The sequence below is a fragment of the Methylotenera mobilis JLW8 genome (genome assembly GCF_000023705.1).
Classification (GTDB): domain Bacteria; phylum Pseudomonadota; class Gammaproteobacteria; order Burkholderiales; family Methylophilaceae; genus Methylotenera; species Methylotenera mobilis.
The window spans coordinates 2,274,268-2,299,643 of record NC_012968.1; the positions used below are offsets into that span (position 1 = coordinate 2,274,268).

General features: G+C 46.3%; 25 protein-coding genes. 5 read left to right on the plus strand and 20 right to left on the minus strand.

Annotated features, from left to right (window positions below):
* Positions 1-74: 74 nt before the first annotated feature.
* Positions 75-2,276 carry a TonB-dependent receptor gene (locus tag MMOL_RS10625; protein ID WP_015833036.1) on the minus strand — a complete coding sequence of 734 codons (2,202 nt, stop codon included), beginning with the start codon at positions 2,274-2,276 and terminating at the stop codon, positions 75-77.
* Positions 2,277-2,587: 311 nt separating this feature from the next.
* On the opposite strand from MMOL_RS10625, the gene MMOL_RS10630 reads away from it, so the two are divergent.
* The 5 genes from MMOL_RS10630 (at position 2,588) to MMOL_RS10650 (ending at position 8,159) form a co-directional block, all read left to right on the plus strand.
* Positions 2,588-4,069, plus strand: coding sequence for a TolC family protein (locus MMOL_RS10630; protein WP_015833037.1), 1,482 nt, complete (start codon positions 2,588-2,590; stop codon positions 4,067-4,069).
* 15 nt (positions 4,070-4,084) lie between these two features.
* Positions 4,085-5,299 carry an efflux RND transporter periplasmic adaptor subunit gene (locus tag MMOL_RS10635; protein ID WP_015833038.1) on the plus strand — a complete coding sequence of 405 codons (1,215 nt, stop codon included), beginning with the start codon at positions 4,085-4,087 and terminating at the stop codon, positions 5,297-5,299.
* Positions 5,300-5,313: 14 nt separating this feature from the next.
* Positions 5,314-6,045: an ABC transporter ATP-binding protein gene (locus MMOL_RS10640; RefSeq protein ID WP_015833039.1), complete on the plus strand. Its 732-nt coding sequence runs from the start codon at positions 5,314-5,316 to the stop codon at positions 6,043-6,045.
* Positions 6,045-7,268 (plus strand): ABC transporter permease, encoded by a 1,224-nt coding sequence (locus MMOL_RS10645; protein ID WP_015833040.1) that lies wholly within the window; start codon positions 6,045-6,047, stop codon positions 7,266-7,268. The genes MMOL_RS10640 and MMOL_RS10645 overlap by 1 nt, the downstream gene beginning before the upstream one ends.
* Positions 7,269-7,421: 153 nt before the next feature.
* Entirely contained in the window at positions 7,422-8,159 is a 738-nt protein-coding gene (locus MMOL_RS10650) for a hypothetical protein (RefSeq protein ID WP_015833041.1), read from the plus strand.
* A gap of 104 nt (positions 8,160-8,263) precedes the next feature.
* Here the strand turns inward: MMOL_RS10650 and MMOL_RS10655 are convergent, their stop codons facing one another.
* The 19 genes from MMOL_RS10655 to MMOL_RS11975 all read right to left on the minus strand — a co-directional run bounded on the left by MMOL_RS10655 (position 8,264) and on the right by MMOL_RS11975 (position 24,954).
* Positions 8,264-8,683: an ExbD/TolR family protein gene (locus MMOL_RS10655; protein ID WP_015833043.1), complete on the minus strand. Its 420-nt coding sequence runs from the start codon at positions 8,681-8,683 to the stop codon at positions 8,264-8,266.
* On the minus strand, positions 8,680-9,429 hold the full coding sequence (locus MMOL_RS10660; RefSeq protein WP_015833044.1) for a MotA/TolQ/ExbB proton channel family protein: 750 nt from the start codon (positions 9,427-9,429) through the stop codon (positions 8,680-8,682). Before MMOL_RS10660 ends, MMOL_RS10655 begins: the two co-directional genes overlap by 4 nt.
* A 57-nt stretch (positions 9,430-9,486) precedes the next feature.
* Entirely contained in the window at positions 9,487-10,317 is an 831-nt protein-coding gene (locus tag MMOL_RS10665) for an energy transducer TonB (protein WP_015833045.1), read from the minus strand.
* Between the two features lie 67 nt (positions 10,318-10,384).
* Entirely contained in the window at positions 10,385-10,555 is a 171-nt protein-coding gene (hemP, locus tag MMOL_RS10670; RefSeq protein ID WP_015833046.1) for a hemin uptake protein HemP, read from the minus strand.
* Positions 10,556-10,713: 158 nt separating this feature from the next.
* Positions 10,714-10,986, minus strand: a complete 273-nt coding sequence (locus MMOL_RS10675) for a hypothetical protein (RefSeq protein WP_015833047.1) — start codon at positions 10,984-10,986, stop codon at positions 10,714-10,716.
* Between the two features lie 7 nt (positions 10,987-10,993).
* Positions 10,994-11,215, minus strand: a complete 222-nt coding sequence (locus MMOL_RS10680; RefSeq protein ID WP_015833048.1) for a hemin uptake protein HemP — start codon at positions 11,213-11,215, stop codon at positions 10,994-10,996.
* A 168-nt stretch (positions 11,216-11,383) separates the two neighbouring features.
* Positions 11,384-12,001 (minus strand): 30S ribosomal protein S4, encoded by a 618-nt coding sequence (gene rpsD, locus MMOL_RS10685; protein ID WP_015833049.1) that lies wholly within the window; start codon positions 11,999-12,001, stop codon positions 11,384-11,386.
* A gap of 58 nt (positions 12,002-12,059) precedes the next feature.
* Positions 12,060-12,359: a hypothetical protein gene (locus MMOL_RS10690; RefSeq protein WP_015833050.1), complete on the minus strand. Its 300-nt coding sequence runs from the start codon at positions 12,357-12,359 to the stop codon at positions 12,060-12,062.
* A gap of 31 nt (positions 12,360-12,390) precedes the next feature.
* Positions 12,391-12,597, minus strand: a complete 207-nt coding sequence (locus tag MMOL_RS10695; protein ID WP_015833051.1) for a hypothetical protein — start codon at positions 12,595-12,597, stop codon at positions 12,391-12,393.
* Between the two features lie 264 nt (positions 12,598-12,861).
* A complete protein-coding gene (gene trhP, locus MMOL_RS10700) occupies positions 12,862-14,211 on the minus strand; it encodes a prephenate-dependent tRNA uridine(34) hydroxylase TrhP (RefSeq protein WP_015833052.1) in 1,350 nt (449 codons plus the stop codon).
* A gap of 60 nt (positions 14,212-14,271) precedes the next feature.
* Positions 14,272-14,691 (minus strand): secondary thiamine-phosphate synthase enzyme YjbQ, encoded by a 420-nt coding sequence (locus MMOL_RS10705; RefSeq protein WP_015833053.1) that lies wholly within the window; start codon positions 14,689-14,691, stop codon positions 14,272-14,274.
* A gap of 141 nt (positions 14,692-14,832) precedes the next feature.
* Positions 14,833-15,642 (minus strand): quinoprotein dehydrogenase-associated SoxYZ-like carrier, encoded by an 810-nt coding sequence (locus tag MMOL_RS10710; RefSeq protein WP_015833055.1) that lies wholly within the window; start codon positions 15,640-15,642, stop codon positions 14,833-14,835.
* A 132-nt stretch (positions 15,643-15,774) separates the two neighbouring features.
* Entirely contained in the window at positions 15,775-16,170 is a 396-nt protein-coding gene (locus tag MMOL_RS10715) for a VOC family protein (protein ID WP_015833056.1), read from the minus strand.
* Positions 16,171-16,299: 129 nt separating this feature from the next.
* On the minus strand, positions 16,300-16,827 hold the full coding sequence (locus MMOL_RS10720; protein WP_015833057.1) for an adenine phosphoribosyltransferase: 528 nt from the start codon (positions 16,825-16,827) through the stop codon (positions 16,300-16,302).
* Positions 16,828-16,950: 123 nt separating this feature from the next.
* On the minus strand, positions 16,951-18,738 hold the full coding sequence (gene aspS, locus MMOL_RS10725) for an aspartate--tRNA ligase (protein ID WP_015833058.1): 1,788 nt from the start codon (positions 18,736-18,738) through the stop codon (positions 16,951-16,953).
* A 3-nt stretch (positions 18,739-18,741) separates the two neighbouring features.
* Entirely contained in the window at positions 18,742-19,368 is a 627-nt protein-coding gene (locus MMOL_RS10730; protein ID WP_015833059.1) for a DUF502 domain-containing protein, read from the minus strand.
* A 23-nt stretch (positions 19,369-19,391) separates the two neighbouring features.
* On the minus strand, positions 19,392-19,679 hold the full coding sequence (locus MMOL_RS10735; RefSeq protein ID WP_015833060.1) for an FmdB family zinc ribbon protein: 288 nt from the start codon (positions 19,677-19,679) through the stop codon (positions 19,392-19,394).
* A 111-nt stretch (positions 19,680-19,790) separates the two neighbouring features.
* The gene (locus MMOL_RS10740; RefSeq protein ID WP_015833061.1) at positions 19,791-20,885 is read right to left on the minus strand and encodes a 3-deoxy-7-phosphoheptulonate synthase; all 1,095 of its coding nucleotides are present in this window, start codon (positions 20,883-20,885) and stop codon (positions 19,791-19,793) included.
* Positions 20,886-21,201: 316 nt separating this feature from the next.
* Positions 21,202-24,954, minus strand: coding sequence for an EAL domain-containing protein (locus MMOL_RS11975; protein ID WP_015833062.1), 3,753 nt, complete (start codon positions 24,952-24,954; stop codon positions 21,202-21,204).
* Positions 24,955-25,376 lie beyond the last annotated feature (422 nt).

Consider the following 25,376-nt stretch of genomic DNA (forward strand, 5'->3'; position numbering starts at 1 on the left):
GGGCAACACTCTAGTAGTAAATAATAAACAGAAAAAGCCATGAGGGCTACTCATGGCTTTTTTAACGTTACAACTTAGAACTTGATTTCAGTTGTTAAGATTGCGGTTCTGCTGTTGCCAGGCGTCAAGAAGGCGCCGTTATCATATACATCGCCGTAATAGACTTTATTAAACAAATTTTTCACATTTAAACGTACTGCCCATTTTTTAGCTTCATAAGCTGCCATGGCATCCCAGCGCGTATAGCCAGGCACCACATTAGGCTTGAATGCACCATTCACGAAGTTAGTACCTGCACCACCACTTGGGTTATAACCGGTACGTTCGCCTTTAGCCTCAAAACCGCCACCGATTTTCCAGTTGCCGGCGATGGTATAGGTTGTCCACAAATTGGCAGTCATAGCTGGTGTATTACGTGCACGTTGGCCTTTATACCCTGAGTAAGCTTTTGTAATCACGCCAGTGCTTGCATTCACGTTCTCTGCGACTTCCAGAATTTTGGCATCCATAAATGCAACGCCACCAAATACCTCCCAGTTGTCTGTCAAATGACCTGCCACTTCAAACTCTAAGCCATCAGTGCGACGCTTTTTAGTCAGAATACTTGCGGTAGCCTCTAAATCAGTGCTACGTTCCCAGTCTTTAGTTGTACGATATAGCGCGGTACGGAACGATAAATCTCCGTCCAAGAATAACCATTTCGCACCCAACTCAACAGTTTTACTTCTTTCTGGCGGCAATGGTGCTACTGTCAACTGATACAAATCCGCGGTGGGGCTGAATGAATCACTATAACTCACATAGTAGTGACTGTCTGGTGTTTGATGCCATGACAAACCGGTACGATAACTATTTTCACCGTAGCTAAGTTTTGGCGATGTAGCACTTGAGTAGTCAGCGCGTAATTCATCGCGGCGGAGACCAACTAACAGGTCCCAGTTTTTTACAAACTCAATCGTATCTTGTGCATAAACTGCATAGTTATCTGCATCGAATTTAGTTGGAGTTCCTGTTACCTGACTCTCTGTATAACCAGGCACAGATGCAGTTCCTATGTTCCGCAAACTCTGACGGTATGAGTCCTCTTTCAAATACTCAACGCCCGCCAATACTTGATGCTTCATTCCTGCCAAATCTAACTTGGTGCTGAAGTCTGATTGCAAATTCAATGTATCGTAGCTTGATTTTCTTGCCTGATTTTGACCAAGCACTAATGATGCGTTTGTAGGCACTGCATTTGCGGCTGTTTGGTGTGGTGTTTTTGCCCAATATGCACGGTCATAACTTGCACTTCTCAACTGCGTACGCAACTGCGTATCTTCGGAAAACTTATGAGTGAAGATACCTGTAGTGACTCGCGTATCACTATTGTCAAAGTTTTGATTACCACCATAGAAAGTCTTGTCGTCAATTTTACCAGTTGCAACAGTACGATTGGCTGGACGCTTATTGAAGAATGAAATACCAAAATCTGGCACATCTCGCGTTTGCGTGTACACGTGGTTTAGATAAAACTCATTATCCGTACCGATACCCGTACCAAAGCTAACTGCAATACCTTGACGATCAATCTCTGGCCTATCACCAGTCGCTGGATTTTGACGGTAGTTTTCCTCGTGTCTATCCATCACATTAACGCGAATTGCGGTAGTTTCCCCCAGCTTTTTATTGAAATCGCCAGTCATTTGATGGTAAGAGTAACTACCTAAGCTACCTGTAACGATATTTTTGTCTTCAAGCTTAGCCATTTTAGTCACTTGGTTAATCACACCACCAGCCTGACCACGGCCAAACAACATAGCTGCAGAACCTCGCAATACGTCTACTTGCTCCAAGTTATATGTTTCACGATAGTATTGTGCGGTATCACGCATATTATCGAGATAGATATCACCGAATGTGTAGAAACCACGTAGATTGAAGTTATCGCCGCCACGGCCACCTTCAGCCGCGTTAAAGGTTAAGCCTGAAACGTTACGCAGTGCATCGCGTAGTGAGCTGATTTGCTGATCGTGCATCAAGTCATGCGTCACTGAGGTAATCGCTTGTGGGACGTCTTGTGGATCTTGCAGTACTTTACCTACGCGGGTTTTTGTAGCTTGGTAGCCACCAATCTCTTTAACTGCAGCGGCTTTTACATTCACTTCTTCTAGCGTCTGTTGCGGCGCGGCTTCTGCCGTTTTTTCTTCTGCAATTGCGTTTATTGCCGGTAAGGCTAACATCACTGCTAAATACAGTGATTTTTGTGTCAGTGATTTATGTTGTGTCAACATCATGCTTTAGTATCCTAATGATAAATGTCAATCGCTGGCTAACTAAGTCTATTGCATGTGCAACACTTACTGGCTGGCTAAAAATTGGAGTTAAGCTTTACATAAGCCATGCAAATGTAAAACTAGGTAAATTCAGCTGCTAATGATAACTGTTCTCATTTACAATTGCAACTATTATGTATGATTAGCTTCATAATCATTAATCAGTCACTTTCAGCAATATTGATATTGACTGCTTAAGGATAAAGTTAACAACATGCACTCCAACCTTAAAGACGACTCAGCATAACATTGTGCTAAAAACTCATATAAACATGCGCTTATGTGTAGCCAGCCTATTACTGACTGCCAACCAAGCTTTTGCTGAAGGTAGCATTTGGTACCAGGATCAACATGCCCAACAAAACGATCCGCTGCAAACCCAGTTTTTTGCGTTGCCCAAACTGACAGATGATTATCAGTCACCTGACGGACCGTGTGCTCAGCAGCCATCTACTGCAGACTTTGCCAAACCGCTCACATTGGCTGAAGTTGCCAATGCCAGCCTGTGCAACAACCCGCAAACCAGTGAGGTGTGGGCTAGTGCGCGCGTGCAGGCCGCACAACTAGGCATTGCCAAATCAGCATACCTACCCTCATTAACCGACAATATTGGCGGCAACCTTAGCGTGTTGCACCCGGAATCTGCTACCCGAAGCAACCCCAACCTGAACTTAAGCAATAGTCTGGTAGCTAGCTACCTGTTATATGACTTTGGGAACCGCAATGCCAATTTAGAAAGTGCGCGTCAATTATTGCTCTCAGCCAGTGCAAGCCAAAGCAGCACAGTGCAGAGTGTGCTGCTCGCCGCCACCGTGGCCTTCTACCAAGTGCAAGCTAAGATTGCTGCGGTAGATGCGGCATTAGAAGCAGAGCGCGCCAGCAGTGAGAGTTTTAAAGCCGCCGAGGCAAGATACAACGCCGGTGTAGCTACCCCCGCAGATAAATTGCAGGCGCAAACCGCTTATGCACAACTCACGCTGACCCGCATTACTAACGAAGGTAATTTACAAACCGCGTACGGCACCCTAGCTAACGTGATGGGTTTACCTGCTAATCAGAAAATAAGTCTAGTGAGCAGTACAGCCACAACACCTGCCAACATGCCTACATCCGCTAGCATACTAAGCGATGTCAACTTACTGATAGCGCAAGCCAGCGCAAGCCGCCCAGACCTGATTGCCAGCGAGGCGCAGCTTAAAGCAGCCCAAGCCAGCATTGATGCCAGTAAAGCCGCGGCAAAACCTACCATCTCGGTTTCAATGTCTAACAACCTACAGGATGGCTCCAGCTTGGCAACCAGCAACAACTCTACTTTGGGGCTGACGGTAGCAATCCCATTATTTAGCGGCTATGCGCCAACTTATAAAATCCGTGCAGCCGAAGCAACTGCAGACTTACGCGCCGCACAACGCGACCGCTTACGCTTACAGATTTCATTGGATGTATGGACCGCCTACCAGAATCTACGCACCGCACTGCAATCCGTCAGTGCTAGCGAGGCGTTGCTAGCCAGTGCTGAACAATCTTACAAAGTTGCACTCGGGCGTTACAAAGCCGGTGTCGGCAACATTATTGACACACTGAATGCGCAAAGTGCATTAGCCAATGCACAGCAACAGAAGATTCAGGCCGCACTTAACGCCAACATTACTCGCGCTACGCTCGCCCAAGCCATGGGGTCCTTAGATAATGCCATGATCCAATCACTGCCTAGCGCCAACGTTAATGCACTGCCTGCCTCCAATACCCCATAAATAAATTAGCCCACTATGAAACTATTTAAAAACATCATCCTGATTATTGTGCTGATTGCGTTAGCTGCTGGTGCCTATTTTTATTATCAGTACACACACCAAGCCGACCCAGCAGACACCTATCGCTTAGCGGAAATCACTCAGGGCGAAATAGAACAGACCGTATCCGCTAACGGGACCCTTAACCCAGTGACACTGGTGAGCGTGGGTACACAGATTTCCGGTATCGTTAAAAAATTGTACGTAGACTTCAATGATGCAGTGAAAAAAGATCAGGTGCTACTAGAGCTGGATAACTCCCTATTTATGGCACAAATAAGCCAATCGCAAGCCAGCGTGCGAAACAACCAAGCTTCGGTGGAATTGGCACAAGCCAATGAAAAACGCATACGCCAACTATACACACAGGAGTTTGTATCCAAACAGGAATTAGATACCGCGGCGCAGGCATTAAAGTCAGCCAAGGCACAACTGGACAGCGCACGCGGCTTGCTGGCGCGTGACCAGACCAACCTTAACTTCACCATTATCCGCTCGCCGGTATCAGGCGTGGTGGTAGATCGCGTGGTGGACGTGGGGCAAACCGTAGCAGCCAGCTTCCAGACCCCGACCCTGATTAAAATTGCGCAGGATTTATCCAAAATGCAAATCAACTCCAGCTTTGCCGAGGCCGATATTGGCAATATCAAAGTGGGGCAAGTCACCAAGTTTAATGTGGACGCATACCCTAACCGTAACTTTGAGGGGGTGGTCAAACAAGTGCGCCTCAACCCTACCAACACCTCTAATGTAGTGACTTACGATGTGGTCATTTCTGTAGATAACAACGAGCAATTGCTACTGCCAGGCATGACAGCCTACGTCAATATTGGAGTCGCCAAGCGTGAACAGGCATGGCTGGTGCCGAATGCCGCATTACGCTACAAACCTAAATCAAACGATAGCAATGCCGACAGCGCGAAAAAAGAAGCGCGTAAAAATGCAAATGGGCACAAAAGAGGCAATAAAGGTGGCGACCTCAACACTGGCAGCATTTATATCTTAAAAGATGGCAAACCTTTAGCGGTTAAAGTACATACCGGCATTACCGACGGGCGCTATACCGAGATTACCGGCAAAGACTTAAATACGCATGGCATCAATATCGGCACGCAGGTGATTGTGGCAGAGCTGCAAAACAATGGACAAACACAATCAGGCGGCAATATGCGCGGGCCTAGAATGTTCTAGATTGGAATAAGGCTATGCAAAAAACTGTGATTGAGGTTCGTCAGCTATACAAAGACTACCAAACGGCGGCAGGGCCATTCCCCGTGCTGAAAGATGTGAACCTCAGCATTGAGAATGGTGACTACGTGGCCATTATGGGGCAATCTGGCTCAGGTAAATCCACATTTATGAACATACTAGGCTGCCTGGACAAACCCAGCAAAGGCGAATACATATTAGATGGCCATCCCGTTGCCAATATGGAACAAAACGCCGTGGCACAAGTGCGTAACAAAACCATAGGCTTTGTGTTTCAGGGCTTCAATTTATTGGCGCGTTCCAGCCTGCTGGATAACGTAGCGTTGCCGCTGGTATATGCCGGTGTCGATAAAGCAGAGCGCCACGCCCGTGCCAAGCTGCTGCTAGAAAAAGTAGGTTTGGCTAAATACCTAAATTCACGCCCCAACCAAATCTCCGGCGGCCAGCAGCAACGCGTTGCCATTGCACGCGCCTTGGTGAACAAACCCAGACTCATTTTAGCGGATGAGCCCACTGGCAATCTGGATAGCGCAACTAGCGAAGAAATCATGGCGCTATTTTCTGAACTCAATCAAGAAGGTATTACCATCGTGCTAGTAACACATGAACCTGACATTGCCGAACATGCTAGCCGCCAAGTGCGATTTTTAGACGGACGAATCGTGCAAGACACGCGTACCAAAGAAATTGGCATGACCACCACGCAACCGACTAGCGAGGTTATTTGATGTTTACTGCAATGCTAGGTGAAGCGTGGCACGCCATGGGCGCCAATCGGCTACGCACGTTCTTAACCATGTTAGGCATGGTGATAGGCGTAAGCGCCGTGGTATTGATGATGGCGATTGGTCAGGGAGCTGAAGCGGCAGTAAAGCGCTCGATTAGCGCCATGGGTAGCAACCTGTTTGTGGTACTGTCCGGGCCACCTATGGCTGGAGGTGCCAGATCCGCCACTGGCAACGCGCCATCACTGAATGTGAAAGACGCCAATGCCGTAGCTGAGTTGGACGGTGTGATTGGCGTGGCACCGGTCACCATGGGTAAGGCGCAAATCGTGTTCGGCAGTAACAACTGGAACACTGACATTATCGGCACCACCCCCAGTTATTTAGAAATACGTGGCTGGAGTTTAAGTGACGGCTATGCTTTTTCTGAATCAGACCTGCGCTCAGCCACCCGCGTGGCATTGATAGGCAAAACTATCGTACAAAATATGTTTGGCGACAATATAGACCCGATTGGCAAAACCATTCGCATCAAACAGAGCCCTTTTGTGATTTTAGGCGTACTGGATAGCAAAGGCCAAACTTTAGATGGCCGTGATCAGGACGACACCATTATCGTGCCACTCACCACCGCACAGCGTAAACTGTTTGGCAACCAGCTGCCGGGCAGCGTCAGACAAATCATGGTACAAGCCGAATCTGACAACACCATGACCATGGTGGAAGAGGGCTTAAATAGCCTGCTTAATCAACGCCACAATATCCGTGAAGGTGCAGACAGTGACTTCTCGGTGCGCAACCTAACCGCAATTGCCAATTCGGCTGCAGAAACCACACGTACTATGTCGCTACTACTAGGCGCGATTGCTTCGGTATCCTTACTGGTGGGCGGCATCGGCATCATGAACATCATGCTGGTTTCAGTGACAGAGCGCACCCGTGAAATCGGCATACGCATGGCCATAGGCGCACGTCAGCGTGACATCTTGCTGCAATTCCTATTAGAGGCCATTGTGATTTCTATTGTTGGCTGCTTAATCGGCATTGCCATCGGTGTGAGCGGTGCCATCATGGTGAACACCATCACCAAGGCGGAGATTATTATTTCGGTAAACTCAGTAGCTATCGCCTTTGGTGTTGCCGCCAGCATAGGCGTATTCTTTGGTTTTTACCCGGCACGCAAGGCGGCAAGGCTCAACCCTATTGAGGCATTACGTTATCAGTAAACCAACATGACAAGAGATCCATCAATACCCAAGTTTTCTATTTGAATAAACTTAGGCTAGAATATTTTTATGAGATGCTTTGTCTCTACGTTGATAATTTGATACAGAGGCAAATAAGTAGTCGGAAGCAGGAGTAAACGGGAGACCTAAGCCATGCATCTGAAATATTTAACTATCAATTTAGAGCAGTTGCACCCTACAATTAGCATTAGGCTCCTTATACGCATCGGATTGACAGTTCTTTTACTTCTCGTTGCAGCGCTATCATTGCTTAGCCACGCAGAGGCAATGTGTCCCACCCATATTCATAACTACCATGACTGCTCTGCTTACCACGAGCCTGCAATTCTCCAAACCTACCCTCAGTTATTTCTTCGAAAAGACAATCTACTCACCGTACGACTACTAAACGGAAAATCTGTACACTTCAAAGATGTTCCCGCAGACAGTGAAGGCAAGAACGCCGACGATGTCGTTTTGTATTCGGTACAAAAATATTTCCCTGAAATCAATTACGCCTTGATTTCTCTCGCATACGGGGAGGGGCACTCCGCGTACTTACTTAACCTTACCAATGGGCTCAAGACTTTAGTGACTGGTGATGCAATTTTGTCTCCAGACAAGCGAAGGCTCGTGGTTTGGAATATGGAAATAGAGGCAGACTATTCTCCCAATATTCTCAGCGTATACCGCATCACCAACAAAGGATTAATTCTAGAGTTTCTGATAGAGCCGAATGATTGGGGAACAAAAACGGCAACTTGGCGGAATAATAAAACCATTGAATTTTCGAAGACTTCTTTGATGTATGGTGGCTATCAAACCCAGACGCATGTTCTTCGTTTTACTGGGAAAAGTCTTAATTTAGGTGGCTCATGGCAAATCGAATAGATGCGGACATTACAAAATCTATTGTGGCTCAAGACCTAAGTAATACACAAAAAAATGGCGCAGTATTCACTGCGCCATTTTAAACTCACTTACCAAGTAAGCAACTACTTACTCTCGCTTACAAAGCCTAATTTACTCACTCCTGCATTTTGTGCATCTGCCATCAGCTCAGCCAAGAGCTGATAACGCGTTTCTTTGTCTGCACGAATATTAAGCTCAGGCTGCGGTTTCTTTTGCGCCACTTCCTGCAATTTCACTTTTAACTCACCATCCACCAGCGGGGCATCATTCCAGTACATTTTACCTGCGGCATCAATCGCAATTGAAATCACTTCAGGTTTTTCAGGGATAGGCTGACTGCTGGTTTGTGGCAAATCAATCTTCACCGCATGCGTGAGTAAAGGTGCTGTGATAATAAAGATCACCAACAACACCAGCATCACATCCACCAATGGCGTGGTATTAATCTCAGACATAGGCGCTGAGTGCGAGGTAACCCCTGCGTTATTGCCTGACCCTATCATGCTGATGCACCTACTACATGCATCGTTTGTTGCACTGCATCATGTGGCTTTGCATCACGCTTAGTATTAATTACCGCACCGGTAATAATCAAAGTATGCAACTCGTAGCCAAATTTTTCTAACTCTGCTGATAACGCACGGTTGCTACGCACAATTGCGTTGTAAGCCAGCACAGCAGGAATCGCTACTGCCAAACCAAACGCCGTCATAATCAAAGCCTCACCTACCGGGCCTGCCACTTTATCTAAAGTAGCCTGACCGCTTAAGCTGATGCTTGCCAATGCGTGGTAAATACCCCACACCGTACCAAACAAACCCACAAACGGAGACACACTACCCACAGATGCCAACACGGTAAGACCACCCTCCATGTTTGCTGCTTCTTCAGTGATGCTGCGGTTCATGGCACGTGCTACAAACTCGTCTTGTGCCACAATGTCTACTGCCTTTGCAGCATGCGATTTATGATGCTCAGCGGCTTGCACTGCTTTTTCTGCCAATCTCGCCATACCTGTTGCTGAAACCTGTTGACCTTGTTTTACCGCAGCAGCCAAACTTGGCGCTTGCCAAAATGCAGCTAGGTAAGCTTTATAAGCACTACGTGTACGCCAAACAGCGATGCTTTTTGTCACAATAAAATACCAGCTAGCCACTGACATGACTAACAAGATCAAAGCCACCAGCATAGAAACTGGGCCGCCAGCCGTGATAAATTCCCAACTATTAAATTCATACCCGTTTTGCATCATTTACCTCGTTTCATTTGTAATTTGTTTATCACCTTACGGCTTAAATCTTATGGCCTAACTATTTAGTGAAAAATTGATAGGCACTAATACGTACGCGCTCATAGGCTTATTGCTGCGCTTTGCTGGTACAAAGCTCCATTTTTTAACCGCTTCAACTGCAGCTTCATCTAACTTGCTGTGACCACTGCTTCTGTCCACTTGTACAGTGGTAGCTTTACCATCTTCTGACACTAATACCTTGAGCAATACTTTACCCTGTTCGCCCATACGTCGTGCGGACATCGGATAAGTTGGAGCGGGGTTATTCAAATAAGCTGCACCAAAACTCGGCGGCTCTATCGCTGGCTCAGGCACCGCTTTTGCTTTAGCTACCTCCGCTACGGTTTCCGTAGCCTTCGCAGCAGGCTGCGCCTCAGTTGGGGTGTTCTCAGCAACAACTGGAGTTTCTACCTTCTCGGTTGTTACTGGCTCTTTTTGTTCAATTTTTCTGGCCGCATCATCGTTGATCACGCGTGGTTGCTCTACTACTTTTTGCGGCTTAACCACGGCTTTTTTCACTACCGGCTTTTGCTCTACCACTGGCAACGGTTTTTCTACCGGCATATTTTCCACATGGCTCACCAGGCTCACCATCATCGGTTCTGGCGGCTTTACCGGCTCCACGGTTTCTGGTTTAGCATAAAGAATACCAACCAAGCCCGTCATATGCAGCGCGACCACCAAAGCCAACATCCTGTAAGAAACTGTTCGCTCTTCGGCAGACGTTGCATTAGCTGCTTTCAGCGGAGCAGATTTTACATTTAACTTATTAGCAGCTTCCACACTACGCACAGCAGGGTCCAAGAAGAAGTGTGGATTCGCCACCAGCTCTGAATTTGACACCATATCTTCCTCCTATCCTATTGCAAAAAACCAACTGTCATCGCTGACAGTCAGCACTACTTATCGGGTGTTACTTCGTTAAAATCAACTTACCTTGGTTGGTGAGTCTTAACCGGTAATCCTCACCTACATGCTTAATCACCAACTCACGTGCGCCAGCAAACAAAGTCTCACTCGTGATTTCTTTCACAGGAGAAAGCGGCTCTGGTTTAGGTGCACTTTTCTTGTCAGTAAACATCATTTATCTAACTTAAGTATTACTTTAATATTGGGTTAAGTTTTAAGATGCTTACACACCAACAAACTCAAAGCACAATGATAATTGTTATCATTTAGATTTGTCAATAAATTTATTAGCTAATTAACCGCTATGTTATTGATTTTATTTAATTGAGTGTGTCAGTGAACGTTATAATTAACCGCTGTTTGCTTGGCATACACAGCCTGCTCTTGTTGATATAACGTCAACCTAGTCGCCGCATCTGCCAGCAGCATTTTTAACGTGTTCAGTGCGCTACCCTCTATACGCAAACTAATAGCACCAATCTCTAGTTCAGCTACGCTACAGCCTTCACAAAACACAATGCTGCCTATTTCATTTTTTGATAGCAGCACGCGTGAGCATGTCGCTTCATTGTTCATGGCTAAGTCCGGTTTATGATTATTTTCCATGTCGCACCTATTTAGTGAGTATCAATTTATTTTGTTTGGTCACGCGTAAAATGTAAGTCTCGTTTTCGTGGTCTATCATGACCTCTTTCACGTTGGTAAATAACCTATCGCTGTGCAAGCGCTTAATCCTTGTAATCTTAATATCCTCTTGGGTATGCTCCGAGTCTGTCACAATTGCTATATCAAAACTCATGTGCTCTTTAGAAGTTAAATTCGTAATAATTTTCATGATGCCCACCCAATTGATACGTCAATGAAAAAGATGGCCGGCTGACATAAGCGTTTAAGCCTAATGCGACCATTAAATGACCAATTACGATCAAGGAGACGCATGTTTCCATGCAGTTACTACATTTAAGCCACTGTTAGGAGCGACCTAAATTCTGTTGCCACCGCGCTACACGCGGTTAGCGTAATACTCAACCACCAATTGCACATCCACCGGGAACGGCACATCGGTAATGGCAGGTAAGTGTGCAACTTTAGCCAATTGCTTATCTGCTTCCCAAGCCAACCACTCCGGACGCTCTAATGCTGGCTGTTTAATCGTTTCTACCACCATCGGGATATTCTTACTTTTCGCCTTAATGCTAATTTCATCCCCTACATTTAGACGAATCGAAGGAATATTGGCTGGCTTGCCATTCAGCATCAAATGCCCATGACTGACCAACTGACGCGCTGCAATCACGGTAGGTGCAAAGCCGGCGCGAAATACCACGTTATCCATGCGGCGCTCCAGCAGCTGCAACAAGCGCTCACCGGTTGGCTCTTTACCTTTACGCGCATCCAAAATCAATCTGCGCATTTGTGTTTCGGTCAAACCATAGTTAAAGCGGATTTTCTGTTTCTCCAGCAATTTCACACCAAAGTCAGAGCGGCGCTTGCGTGATGCCTTATTGCCATGCTGCCCTGGTGGCGTTGGGCGTGCCTCTATGGTTTTACGTGATAACCCAGGCAAATCAATACCTAGTGCGCGCATCACTTTTAATCTAGGGCCAATAAATCGTGACATCTTAATTCCTTATCTATTTGATATTAATTAACTTATTGCAATGATTTATTGCAATAAATCATTGCAAAGTTCCGTGTGTTTCCAGCATCCAGCTATCATCACTACCGTACTCGCTTACGATACGCTCCCATTGCTTGACCAAGCGCTCAGCAATGTCTTCAATTAACTTTGTCTCTGCATATTCTGGCGCAGTCAGTTTCTTAGCTAAATCACCGGCCAGTATTGCCAACTCTTGCGTAGGTTTAAGTGCGTACTGCGTGGCAACGCAGCAGATTGCCGCCATTAGCTCTTTCGCAGTTGGTAACTCTGGGTCAAATAACTCGCTAGGTGTCTGTAATGCTGAAACTTGTTTTTGCATATTTTTGTTCTCTTATTTCTTACTTTTACGCTTACGCCTGATGCAACTCAGTTTGCATCACCAATTTCGCTACCGCTTTGCGCATCATTTCACTCATCATAAAAAAATTGCGCGCTTCAAGCCGTAAAGAAGTATCACCAATCTCCAGCTCCACAATGTCTTTGGCTTTGTTGTACAGTACTTTGCAATCTTCATTGCCGACGAGTTTTGCTTGGCTAATAACTAATTGCTTGCTCATGATTTACTCCAATCGAGAAGTTAATTAAATGATAATGATTCTCATTTAATAAGTCAACAGTTAATTTCGACTAAATTAGTAGGGTATTTTTATTTCATTATTGATGACGTAGGAAATTCACGAATAAACCTTGTAAATACCAAGTGCGCCAAGGGCTAACGCTATGCACAATTTGGGTTTACACGGGAGAAATTGATGCTAGCAGGACTGAGACAGGCAATAAAAAAGGGAGCTAACGCTCCCTTTTTTTATGATGCTAAACAGTTATAGATACTTCACTATCATGGCATTACTTAAATCCGCCGCTGCAATTGGCAGTTTCACATAATAGCCACTGCCTGAAGCCTCTTGTATCGGCTCACCTTTTTTATTGAATAGGCTTTCCACCACAATATCTTGATTTCCCGTTGGGTGAATCACCTGCAAGCGATCACCCACGCCAAATTTATTACGCGCCTCAACATCAGCTAAACCGTTCTCTGCGTCGTAAGCTACTACGTCACCTACATACTGACTGCGGTTAGAGCTAGAGTAGCCTTGCTTATAATTTTGGTGCTCAGCGGTATGATGGCGCTGATAAAAGCCATCGGTATAGCCGCGATTAGCCAAGTTCTCCAAATCACCCAACAGATTCCAGTCAAATGGGCGACCAGCCAGCGCATCATCAATTGCTTTACGGTAATTTTGTGCAGTACGCGCTACGTAATAGCGTGACTTAGTGCGGCCTTCAATCTTGAGCGAATCCACACCCATTTTAATCAAGCGCTCCACATGCTCAATCGCACGCAAATCCTTACTGTTCATGATATACGTGCCGTGCTCATCCTCTTCAATTGGCAGCAACTCACCCGGACGGCCTTTTTCTTCTATCAGGTAGACTTTATCCGCCAGTGGATGGCGCGGCAGACTGCCACAACCAGATAAGCTGGATTTCTCCATCTCGGCTTTAAAATCAAACTCATCTAGACGAATCACGCCAGCAGCATCTTCTGCCGCATCATGCACTTTATAATCCCAACGACAGCTATTGGTGCAAGTGCCTTGATTCGGGTCGCGCTGGTTAAAGTAACCTGAGAGCAGACAACGCCCCGAGTAAGCAATGCATAAAGCGCCATGCACGAAAACTTCCAACTCCATATCCGGGCATTGCTGACGAATATCCTCAATTTCATCTAACGATAACTCGCGCGATAGAATCACACGTGTAAGGCCTAGCGCCTGCCAGAACTTCACCGTGGCATAATTCACCGTATTAGCCTGTACAGAAAGATGCACCGGCACTTCAGGCCACTTCTCACGCACCATCATAATCAGACCTGGGTCAGACATAATCAGCGCATCAGGACGCATGGCAATCACTGGCGCCATATCTGCCATGTAGGTTTTAATTTTTGCGTTATGCGGTGCAATATTACTCGCCACAAAAAACTTCTTACCGCGTGCATGCGCTTCTTTAATGCCAATTTCAAGGTTGGCCATTGTAAAATCATTATTGCGCGCGCGTAAGCTGTAGCGTGGCTGACCTGCATAAACTGCATCTGCACCATAATCAAACGCAGTACGCATACGGTCTAAATCGCCGGCGGGGGCTAAAAGTTCAGGTATCTTCATCATCTTTACTTCACTTAATCTCTTAAAATCAAAACAACAACGCCATGCGGTGTTATTTTGGCTTTATTCACCTATAATTTTCACAAGCACGCGCTTTTTGCGTCTGCCATCAAATTCACCGTAAAAAATCTGTTCCCATGGGCCAAAATCCAAATCGCCGTTTGTTACAGCAACGACCACTTCACGCCCCATGATTTGGCGCTTCATATGCGCATCTGCGTTATCTTCACCAGTATCATTATGGCGATAGCTACTGACCGGCTCATGTGGTGCAAGCTTTTCCAGCCACTGCGTGTAATCATGGTGCAGGCCGCGCTCATCATCATTGATAAACACACTGGCAGTAATATGCATCGCATTTACCAACACTAAACCTTCACGCACGCCGCTTTCGCGCAGGCATTCGCGAATTTGTTCAGTAATACGGATAAATGCCACACGTGTTGGTGGGTTAAACCAGAGTTCTTTACGATAGCTTTTCATCAAATATTCCTTAGTTTTCAATAGCCTAATTTTAACATTGCATTATCCATTTCAGCCAAATAATTTCCACAAAATAAATATGGTCAAAAAAAAATGGCCCCACACCGGAGGCCATTTCATCACCATGCATAACAGTGAGGTTTATATTTTCACATCATATTGCTGACTAAAGGATTTACCCTCATTATCAGTTGCTACAGCTTGCAGTGCACCGGCTGAGGCTGGGGTAAAGTTAAATTTAAAATATGGATCTTCCGCTGTGCCGACACCTACATCCACCGTCATTAACGGTTTTCCATCATAAACAAAATCTACTTTATTGATATAAAACGCAGGTACAAACCCTTGAGAAACTAGGTCACGCTGCAAACCTGTACGCATAATATGCTTGATATTAAAAGTTGCGGTAGTTGCTGTACCAAACTTGGCTGGCGTCTCTACATTCATTTTGATGCGGCCTGCCGCAGCGCGAACTTCTGCCTCGTTATTTTCTACCATACCGCCACAGCCGCCTGCTGCGCGAATCACGCGCGATGCTAAGTAAAGCTTGCCATCTTCAGTTTCACCCACTAAGCGCACATAGGCATCTGTCTCGAATCTAATCCGTGTTGATAACTGAAAGTCGCCCAGCGCATCAGTCAGATGGTAGGTCGCAGTTAGGGGAATCGGGTTTGCATCCACAAACGCATACAGTTTTTTAATCACCACACCATTGGCGGCTGCACGGTCTATGCTGTAGGTAACCGGTACCTGAGCACCACTCTCGGCGCGCTTAGGAGCATCAATCTTGATAAAGTCGACCTCTTTCATGTCGCGCTTAGCGAAGAAGGCCTCTTTCATCACCCCCCATAATTTAGGGTCAGCCTCTGCGTAAACATTTGTCATAAAAAATAATGACAAACCTAACGCCATCAGCACTTTGAACATCCGCAATTGAAATAGCATACTCATATGACACACTCCCAATAAATATCAGATTTCACCACTATATACTTACCACTGCTACATATCACCACCGTAAGACACAACGATTTAGCAGATAGTTCTAGTTGCGCCGCGCCAGTCGGCACGGTTTAGCAAAATTTATACCGCTTCATTTTCCATATAAAAGAACAACTCAATACCGTTACCCACAGGATCCTTAAAGTTGATTTGCCTGACGTTTAACACCGGCAAATCGCGTGTGGTGTAATGAACACCACGACTCTGCAAGTGCGCTTCCATTGCTGGCAGATCGGTGCAGGTAAATGAAATATGATCAATCGTGGTGAGCACATTGGTTAAAGGCTCACCCTCACCGCGATACTCTGCCAGATGCAGCACATGCGTATCACCGATATACAGCCAAAACCCTCTACTGGTAAACCCCTCACGCGGCCCGACCGCTAAGCCGAGCACATCACAGTAAAAGTCCTTGAGCTTCAGCATCGTCTCGTAAGGCGTGCGTAGATTGTAATGATTAAGTTGGGTGACTGGCATAATATGATTTCAATGAATTGATATAGCAAGCCGATGAGCTCTCGGCAACATTAGTTATGTCTACATACTTTAACATTTTTATGAACATCTTTGTGGCATGGCGTAGCTAGCGCCCAAAGCTGCACGGGATTAATCCCCTTCAAACTCGCATAACGAGAAAGGCACCAAGCCAGCATCGCTTAAACGCTGAGCGCCACCTAAATCAGGCAAGTTAATCACAAACGCGCAGCCCAACACATCGGCTCCTAACTTTTGCAGCAAAGCCACTGTCGCCTCCGCCGTGCCACCCGTAGCAATCAGGTCATCCACCAATAACACGCGCTCACCTTGCGCAACAGCATCGGTGTGGATTTCTACGCGATCAGCGCCGTACTCCAAAGCATAATCATGTCCAATAGTTTCAGCCGGCAGCTTGCCAGATTTACGCACAGGCACAAAACCTACGCCCAATTTATAAGCCAAGGCTGCGCCAATAATAAAACCGCGCGCTTCTATGCCGGCGATTTTATCTACGTTGTGATTAGCATAATGCTGAGCGAATGCATCTATCACCATGCGAAAGCCTATCGGGTCTTTCAGTAAGGTAGTGATATCTCGGAATTGAATACCCGGTTTAGGGTAATGAGGGATAGTGCGGATAAGAGTTTTAATAGTCATGACTGAGCTATTTAAATGGGCAAATCATTAAAAGGAGAATCGCGTAGCGCTAGCTAGAGGCGCACTCGAAGACAGTACGATTAGTACGGCAAGAGTGCGCTAGCTAGCACAAAGCGAGTTATCTTAAGCTGCTGGGTTTTGTGAACGAACACGGATGTGCAGCTCACGTAGTTGCTTCTCGTCCACTTCGTTCGGTGCGTTGGTCATCAAGCACTGAGCACGTTGTGTTTTCGGGAACGCAATCACATCACGAATAGATTCTGCACCCGCCATCAGCGTTACCAATCGATCTAAACCGAATGCTAAGCCACCGTGCGGAGGCGCGCCGTATTGCAATGCGTCTAGCAAGAAGCCGAACTTCTCTTGTGCTTCTTCACGGCTGATTTTCAGCGCGTCGAATACTTTAGACTGCACGTCTTGTTTATGGATACGCACAGAACCGCCACCCACTTCCCAGCCATTTAACACCATGTCGTAGGCTTTAGATAAGCATGCACCTGGGTTAGAAACCAGCAAGTCTTCGTGACCGTCTTTTGGTGCAGTGAACGGATGGTGTAATGCTACCCAACGGTCGTTCTCTTCGTCGTGTTCAAACATTGGGAAGTCTACCACCCACAATGGCGCCCAAGCGCGGCCATCCACGTGACCTTTATCGTGACCCACTTTCAAGCGCAATGCACCCAAAGCCTCGTTCACCACTTTAGCTTTGTCTGCACCAAAGAACACGATGTCGCCATTTTGTGCGCCAGTACGCTCAATCACCGCTTGTAGTGCTGCAACATGAATGTTTTTAACGATCGGGCTTTGCAAGCCTTCTTCGTTCAGTTTGGTGATGTCGTTGATTTTGATATACGCCAAACCTTTAGCGCCGTAAATTTTAACGAACTCGGTGTACGCATCGATTTCTGAACGGCTAATTGCTGCACCGTTAGGTACACGTAACGCAGCTACACGACCACCTGCCATATTGGCTGCGCCGGCAAACACTTTAAAGTCTACGTCTTTCATCACGTCTGACAGCTCGGTGATTTCTAAAGTCACGCGCATGTCTGGCTTGTCTGAACCGTAACGATTCATGGCTTCAGCAAATGGCATGCGTGGGAATTTAGCTGGCAGGTCTACGTTTTGTACATTTTTAAGCATTTGGCGGATCATTTCTTCCACCAAATCCATAATGTCATTTTCTTCCATAAACGATGTTTCGATATCCACTTGGGTGAATTCTGGCTGACGGTCAGCACGCAAGTCTTCATCACGGAAACATTTAGTGATTTGGAAGTAACGGTCAAAGCCTGACACCATCAATAATTGTTTAAACAATTGTGGTGATTGTGGCAATGCAAAGAACTGGCCATGATGCACACGGCTAGGCACCAGGTAATCACGCGCACCCTCTGGGGTTGAGCGTGTCAGCATTGGTGTTTCCACCTCAATAAAGCCGTTTACATCCAAGTAGTCACGTAGTGTTTTAGCCACACGGTAACGCAACATCATGTTTTTTTGCATCGCAGGACGGCGCAAATCAATATATCTGTGCTCTAAACGCACGGTTTCAGTCAGGTTTTCATCATCCAACATGAATGGTGGCGTAAGTGAAGCGTTTAGCACCTCAATCTCGGTCGCTAACATTTCTACTTCACCGGTTGGCAGGTTAGGGTTAACCGTTCCTTCTGGACGTGCGCGCACTTTACATACTACTTTCAGCACGAACTCACTACGCACAGTTTCTGCAACTTCAAATGCGCCTTTGGTATCCGGGTCAATTACGATTTGCGCCAAACCTTCACGGTCACGCAAATCGATAAAAATAACGCCACCGTGGTCACGGCGACGATGCGCCCAACCACATAATGTGACAGTTTGACCAATGTGTTCGCGGTTTAAATGGCCGCAGTAATGTGTACGCATCATAATTTAATCGTTTGAATATTGAGTTAAAAGTTTTGGAATTTTAGCTACGGGCGCAACCACGCCCATAGAAATAATATATTTAAGTGCTTCGTCTACGGTCATGTCCAGCTCTATCACATCCGCCTTAGCCATCATTAAAAAATAACCGCTGGTTGGGTTAGGTGTGGTCGGCACAAACACACTGACATAATCACCGTGCAAGTGATTCACCACATCACCACCCGGGGTACCGGTTAAGAAGGCAATCGTCCATGCCCCCGTGTGCGGAAACTGCACCAATACCGCCTTACGAAACGCATTGCCTGAGTCTGAAAACAGGGTATCAGACACCTGCTTGACGCTAGAGTAAATCGACTTCACCACCGGCAGATGGTTGAGCAACTGCTCCCATAACCGAATCAGTTGCATGCCAAAGAAATTGGTTGCAATTAAGCCCGTGGTCAACACGATTAGAATAGTTAAAATCGCACCGATACCCGGAATATCACGCCCTAAAAAAGTATGCGGATGCCAAGCCTCAGGCAACAGCAATAGGCTTTGATCCATCACGCCTATCAGTGACTTGAGCACCCAGATGGTAATCACCAACGGCACCAACACCAGCAAGCCTGTAATAAAATATTTTTTCATTAGCGTGATTTATTCAGCCGCAACTAGTGACAGGCACAGCCTGTAGCACAAGCGGCAGGCGCCGCACTTGGTTCACTAGCAGTCTCAACGGCTGATGAATCAGCAGGTTTAGCCGATTTACTGCTACCACTACCTTTAAAATCGGTGGCATACCAGCCGGTACCGTTTAACTGAAAGCTCGGCGCTGACAACTGCTTGGAGAAAGTCTCTTTTGCACACTGCGGGCAGGCCTCTACGCTGGCAGCACTCACTTTGCGCATCACCTCTGCTTTGTGTCCGCAGCTACTACATTGATAATCGTAAATAGGCATAGAAAATCACCGTTCTTAATACGTTAAATAACCCGCGATTATACCTGAATCCACTAGATTTTTATGCCGGTCTAAACCGCCCGAAATTTAAGCTGTAAAGACTACCGCGCCTCACTCATCACTATCATCATCTTGCTGATTTTTAAGACGACGCGCTTTCACGCTCTCAGCCAACATATCCAACAACGGCAAGGTCTCTTCCCAGCCTAAACACGCATCGGTAATCGATTGACCGTAGGTCAATTCGCAGCCTGGCGCATGGTCCTGACGCCCTGCTTTCAGGTGTGACTCAATCATCAAGCCCATAATACGGTCATCGCCCGCGTGCAACTGCTCTGCCACGTGTGCTGCTACTTGCGCTTGCAACTGGTATTGGCGCTGACTATTGGCATGTGAGCAATCAATCATCAATTTAGCATTTAAGCCAGATTGCGCCAGCTCAACCGCCGCCGCCTCTACACTCGCCGCATCATAGTTAGGGGTTTTACCGCCGCGTAAAATCACGTGGCAATCTTCATTACCCGTAGTAGAAATAATGGCCGAGCGGCCTTCTTTGGTTACAGACAAAAAGTGGTGCGGACTAGCCGCTGCTTTAATCGCATCTACGGCGATACGGATATTGCCATCGGTACCATTCTTGAAACCAACTGGGCAAGATAAGCCTGATGCCAACTCGCGATGAATCTGGGATTCTGTCGTGCGTGCACCAATGGCGCCCCAGCTCACCAAGTCTGCCGTATATTGCGGTGTAATCGTATCCAAAAACTCGGTAGCAGCCGGCAAGCCTAGCTCATTCACCTCTAGCAAGAAGCGACGCGCCAACTCTAAACCAGCATTAATATTAAAGCTGCCATCCAGATGCGGATCGTTAATCAGGCCTTTCCAGCCCACCGTGGTGCGTGGTTTTTCAAAATACACACGCATTACAATCAATAGTTCGTTACTGTATTTGTGGTATTGCTCCAGCAGGCGTTTTGCATACTCGATGCCAGCTGCATAATCATGAATGGAGCACGGCCCTATCACGACTAGCAAACGATCATTGGCACTATGCAAGATACGGTGGATATCGGCACGGGTTCTCACGATCATATCAGTCGTGGCCGCACTAGGCTCGAGCTTATTCACCAGCACAGACGGCAGCGTCAACTCTTTGATTTCGATGATGCGCACATCATCAGTAATAATTTTATGGACTGGGCTCATTTAGATAACTCATGGGTTGCCGCAAAAAGCATGCAGCAACAAAACTCACAAACAACAAAGCCCGTATAGCGCGGGCTTATCAACAGTAAAACGATGGGGGGTTCTCGACAACTGCAGTTCGCTACGGCTTTATCCGTTAGCGCCAGCAAAATTAACGGCTAATTTTTCGCATTTTCTGCTTTTTTGTCTTTAAAACCAATCGTCTTGTACGATTTTAACACTTTACAGCGCACTTGATACAATTTAGTGGCTTTAACGCAACCATAGCCGAATCTAGTGCCACCAACCTATAGCCTGCTTGAGTTTTAGCCGTAAATTAGAGCAATGCTTCAAACGCATCAATTGGCACAGGCTCACTAAACAAATAACCTTGATAGTGCATGCAGCCGCTATCTAACAAGATGCCCTGCTGCACTTGCGTTTCCACCCCTTCAGCAATCACGTTCAGGTTTAGGGTATGCGCCATGGCAATAATCGTGCGCACAATGGCCTGATTGCCGATACTGCTTGCGATATCACGTACAAATGAGCGATCTATCTTCAATTGGTACAATGGCAACAATCGCAGATACTGCAAGGAGGAATATCCGGTACCAAAGTCATCCAACGAGAATCTGATACCGATATCCTTCAGCGCATTCATGATGGCAACGGCGTCTTCAATATGATCCAACAGCGCACTCTCGGTTAGCTCCAGCTTCAGCAGCATAGGGTTAATGCCATGCCGTGCAATCGCAGTTGTGACCTGCTCGACAAAATCCGCCTGGCGGAACTGTTTGGCGCTCACATTCACCGAAAGGGTCAGGCTGCGCGTGCGCTCACTTTGCTCCCAACGTTTTAATTGTGCGCAGGCTGTATCAATCACCCATGCCCCAATCGACAAAATCATGCCGCAATCTTCAGCAATCGACACAAACTCATTGGGCGGAATCAAACCACGCTCAGGATGTATCCAGCGAATTAAGGCCTCAGCACCCACCGCACGGTCAGACAACCCCACCTGCATTTGATAAAACAGTTGGAATTCATTTTTATCCAAAGCCTTACGTAGCTCGTGCTCCATATCCACGCGCGCCTGTATCCCCTCCTGCATTTTTGGGTCAAAAAAGCTGAGCGCATTACGCCCCAACTTCTTCGCCTGATACATGGCAATATCGGCCTGCTTTAACAACTCGTCAGATTTCAGATTGTTTTTACCAAATAAGGTAATGCCAACACTTGAAGTAATATGATACTCATAACCCTTAAACTGATAAGGCTCAATAAACTTGTTCAGGATTTTTTCACCCACCACTTCTGCCTGAGCCGCCGCCTCAACCTCCTGCTCACTCAAACCCTCCAGAATCACCACAAACTCATCACCACCTAAACGAGCAACAGTATCACCTTCTCTCACACAAGCAGTAAGGCACTCAGCAACTTGTTGCAGCAACAAGTCACCCACATCATGCCCTAGCGTATCATTCAATGTTTTAAAGTGGTCTAGATCCAGAAACAACAAAGCACCGCCACGTCCGGTACGCATAGCAGAAGCCAGCGCATGCGTTAGCCGATCTAAAAGTAAGCGTCTATTGGGTAAATTGGTCAATGGGTCATAAAGAGCCAAGTAATTACTTTTATCTTCTGCCGCCTTACGCTGTGTAATATCTGTGCGGATAGAAATGTAACTCTGTGGCTTTCCATCATCACCGATAAAGGGCGCTATCGTGGTATCCACCCAATACAAACTACCATCTTTTGCACGATTACATATTTCATCATGCCAAACCTGACCGTTAGCCACGGTACGATACATTTCTTTAAAGTATCCCTTGGGGTGATACCCTGAATTTAGAATTGCATGATCCTGCCCGAGTAACTCTTCAATCGAATAACCACTAATTTCACTAAACTTATCATTAGCATAAGTAATGCGTCCCTTAACATCCGTGACCGCAACAATGGCATGTTTATCTAGCGCATATTTTTGGTATTTCAGCTCTTCCAGCGATTGCTTTGCAAGCGCCTCACTCAGTAACAATGCATCCTGTGCTCGCCGCAAATCTGTGACATCATAGAACCAGCCCAATATAGCAGCCGTCCCCTCATAATGTACCGGCCGATAGGAAGCCATCGCCCACACCGGACCTTTCCCTTCAACTATAAGCTGAATCAATTTATCATTAATTGCGTGCCCACTATTCACCTGTGCCAACAGCGCATCATATTCCTCAGCATGCGCGTAATATAACTTAGGATTGCGCCCCATCACCGCGTCTGGCGGGCAATTAATCAGCTCGGTATAGCGCTTATTCGCGAACAAGACCTTATCACCAGAAGACGTAGCAATACGCACAGCGATTGGGCTAGTTTCCAACATCTGAATCACTCGCTCTTTACTCTCACGGTCAGCATCCGCTGCCAGCCGCTTAGCTGTCACATCATGGATGACGCACACCAACTCAGCAGACTCGCCGCTTTCGCCATACACCACATGGCGGCTATCGGATACCCAGCGCACCGTGCCATCTGCCAATACAATCCGATACTCAAGCGCCACGCTGGACTGTTCAAAAACTGCTTTCATTGCCAATTTCGCTTGCGCGCAATCGTCTGGATGAATAAGGTTAATCCACACCTCAATATCGTCAATCAGCGCTTGCTGCGACAAACCGCAAAGCTTTTCTATTGCAGCATTTACGTGATTTACCCGAAAGTCTGGCGCACTTGCGGTCCAAATCACCTCTTCGACCGAATTAAGAATATTCGTGAGATAACTTTCAGTTTTTCGGATTAATGCCTCGCTATTTTGACGCTCAGTGACATCCTGCACAGTTCCCCGAGAGTAAGTCGGATTGCCTGCCGCATCATAATCGGAGGTACCACGCTCATGCACCCACTTCACAGAGCCATCAGCCAGAAGTAGACGATGCGTGATTTCGTAAGGGGTATGGCTAACAACTGATGCCTTGAATGCACAATCCACCGCCTCACGGTCACAAGGGTGTACTGCATTTAGAAACGCTTCATAATTTGCATGGAACTGGTGCTGATCGGTCTCAAATATGTGATAAATCTCTTCACTCCATATCAACTCACCAGTTAGCCAATCTAGCGACCAACTCCCAACTTGAGCAATATGTTGCGCCTCCACTAAAAGCGCTTTACTTCTATGCAGACTTTGCTCCGCATGTGTGCGCTCTACGTCGTGGGCATGCAATAAACTTTGCATTTTTGCCAACTCTGCCAACACGCTATTATCTTGGGCGGGCTTGACGGTAATTGGTATAGAGAAGTCACCAGCACCCACCCTAAAGATATGCTGATACACCTCATCTGCACTTGCCCCTAGCGTTGAGTGCAGCGCCCTATAAGCTCGCCATAGATAGAATATTGACCAAAATGCAACCAATATGAAAAGTATCCGAAATATTGTAGCTACCCACTTGGCGTGCTCCACAGCACTCAATGTACGGCGATCCATCATCAAGAAGGTTTCGTTAATCGGCCCCATAATTTTAGATTTGGCCTGATGATAATGGCTATCCAACAACATGTTTGCAGCTTTTAATCGATTTGCATCAACATCAGCCGCTTTCAACTCAGCTAATTGCATGGCATCAAACTCTAGAGCGGCTAAATCATCTGAGTACTGCTTGGCAGAGGCAAGCTTATCCAGCTCCTCATGCGTAAATCCGGCATCACGCATCATCTCCAATAACGCAACACCTTTGCCTTGTGTGGATGGTGGCGGCAACTTACCGACAAGCACCATATCCCAGTAAGAATGAAAATACCCCTCGGGAAGCGGAATTGTGCCATTACGAATATCTAGAATATTTTGAAAATAACGCTTGTATCGGACATCTCCAGTTAGCACATAAGATTGCACCATACGCGTCAGATCATCTGAAGTCTGCCTAAGCTGGCTGGCTAACTGATGAGAAACGTAGCGAGACTCGCTGGCGGCATCCAATCGTTTTTCGGTATAAACATAGTAGCTAAACACCGCAGCTAAAACTGCAAGCATTAATACAGAAAGCCCTGTTTTCTGGCGAAAAAAGTACGCAATAGTATTCATCTTGAACATCGAAGCATCACCTTAAACCGCTAAATGCGATGACCAGCTAAACACATGTCAACAATGACTTGGCAGCAAATATAGTACAGATTTTGAATATGCAGATTAACCACATCGTGAAGTACAACACACATAAACCTTAGCCCCTTTAAGGAATGCTTGCTTCATTATTGATTAATCCAATAACAAAACCCTAGGAGGCGGCTTCTAGACCCCACTCACATTACATACCAACTTTAGATAAGTTTGAACACCATTTTCAATGGCATATGCAATTTAACAAACTTAATTAGCTTTATCAATCAAAGATTACTTACTATTTGATATAAAACAAAGACTTCTGTAATCAACGCCTGTCTTAAGTTAACACCCATTGGCAAACTTTTAGCTAGCGACGCCGACCTATCCAGCAAGATTTGAAACATACTCGC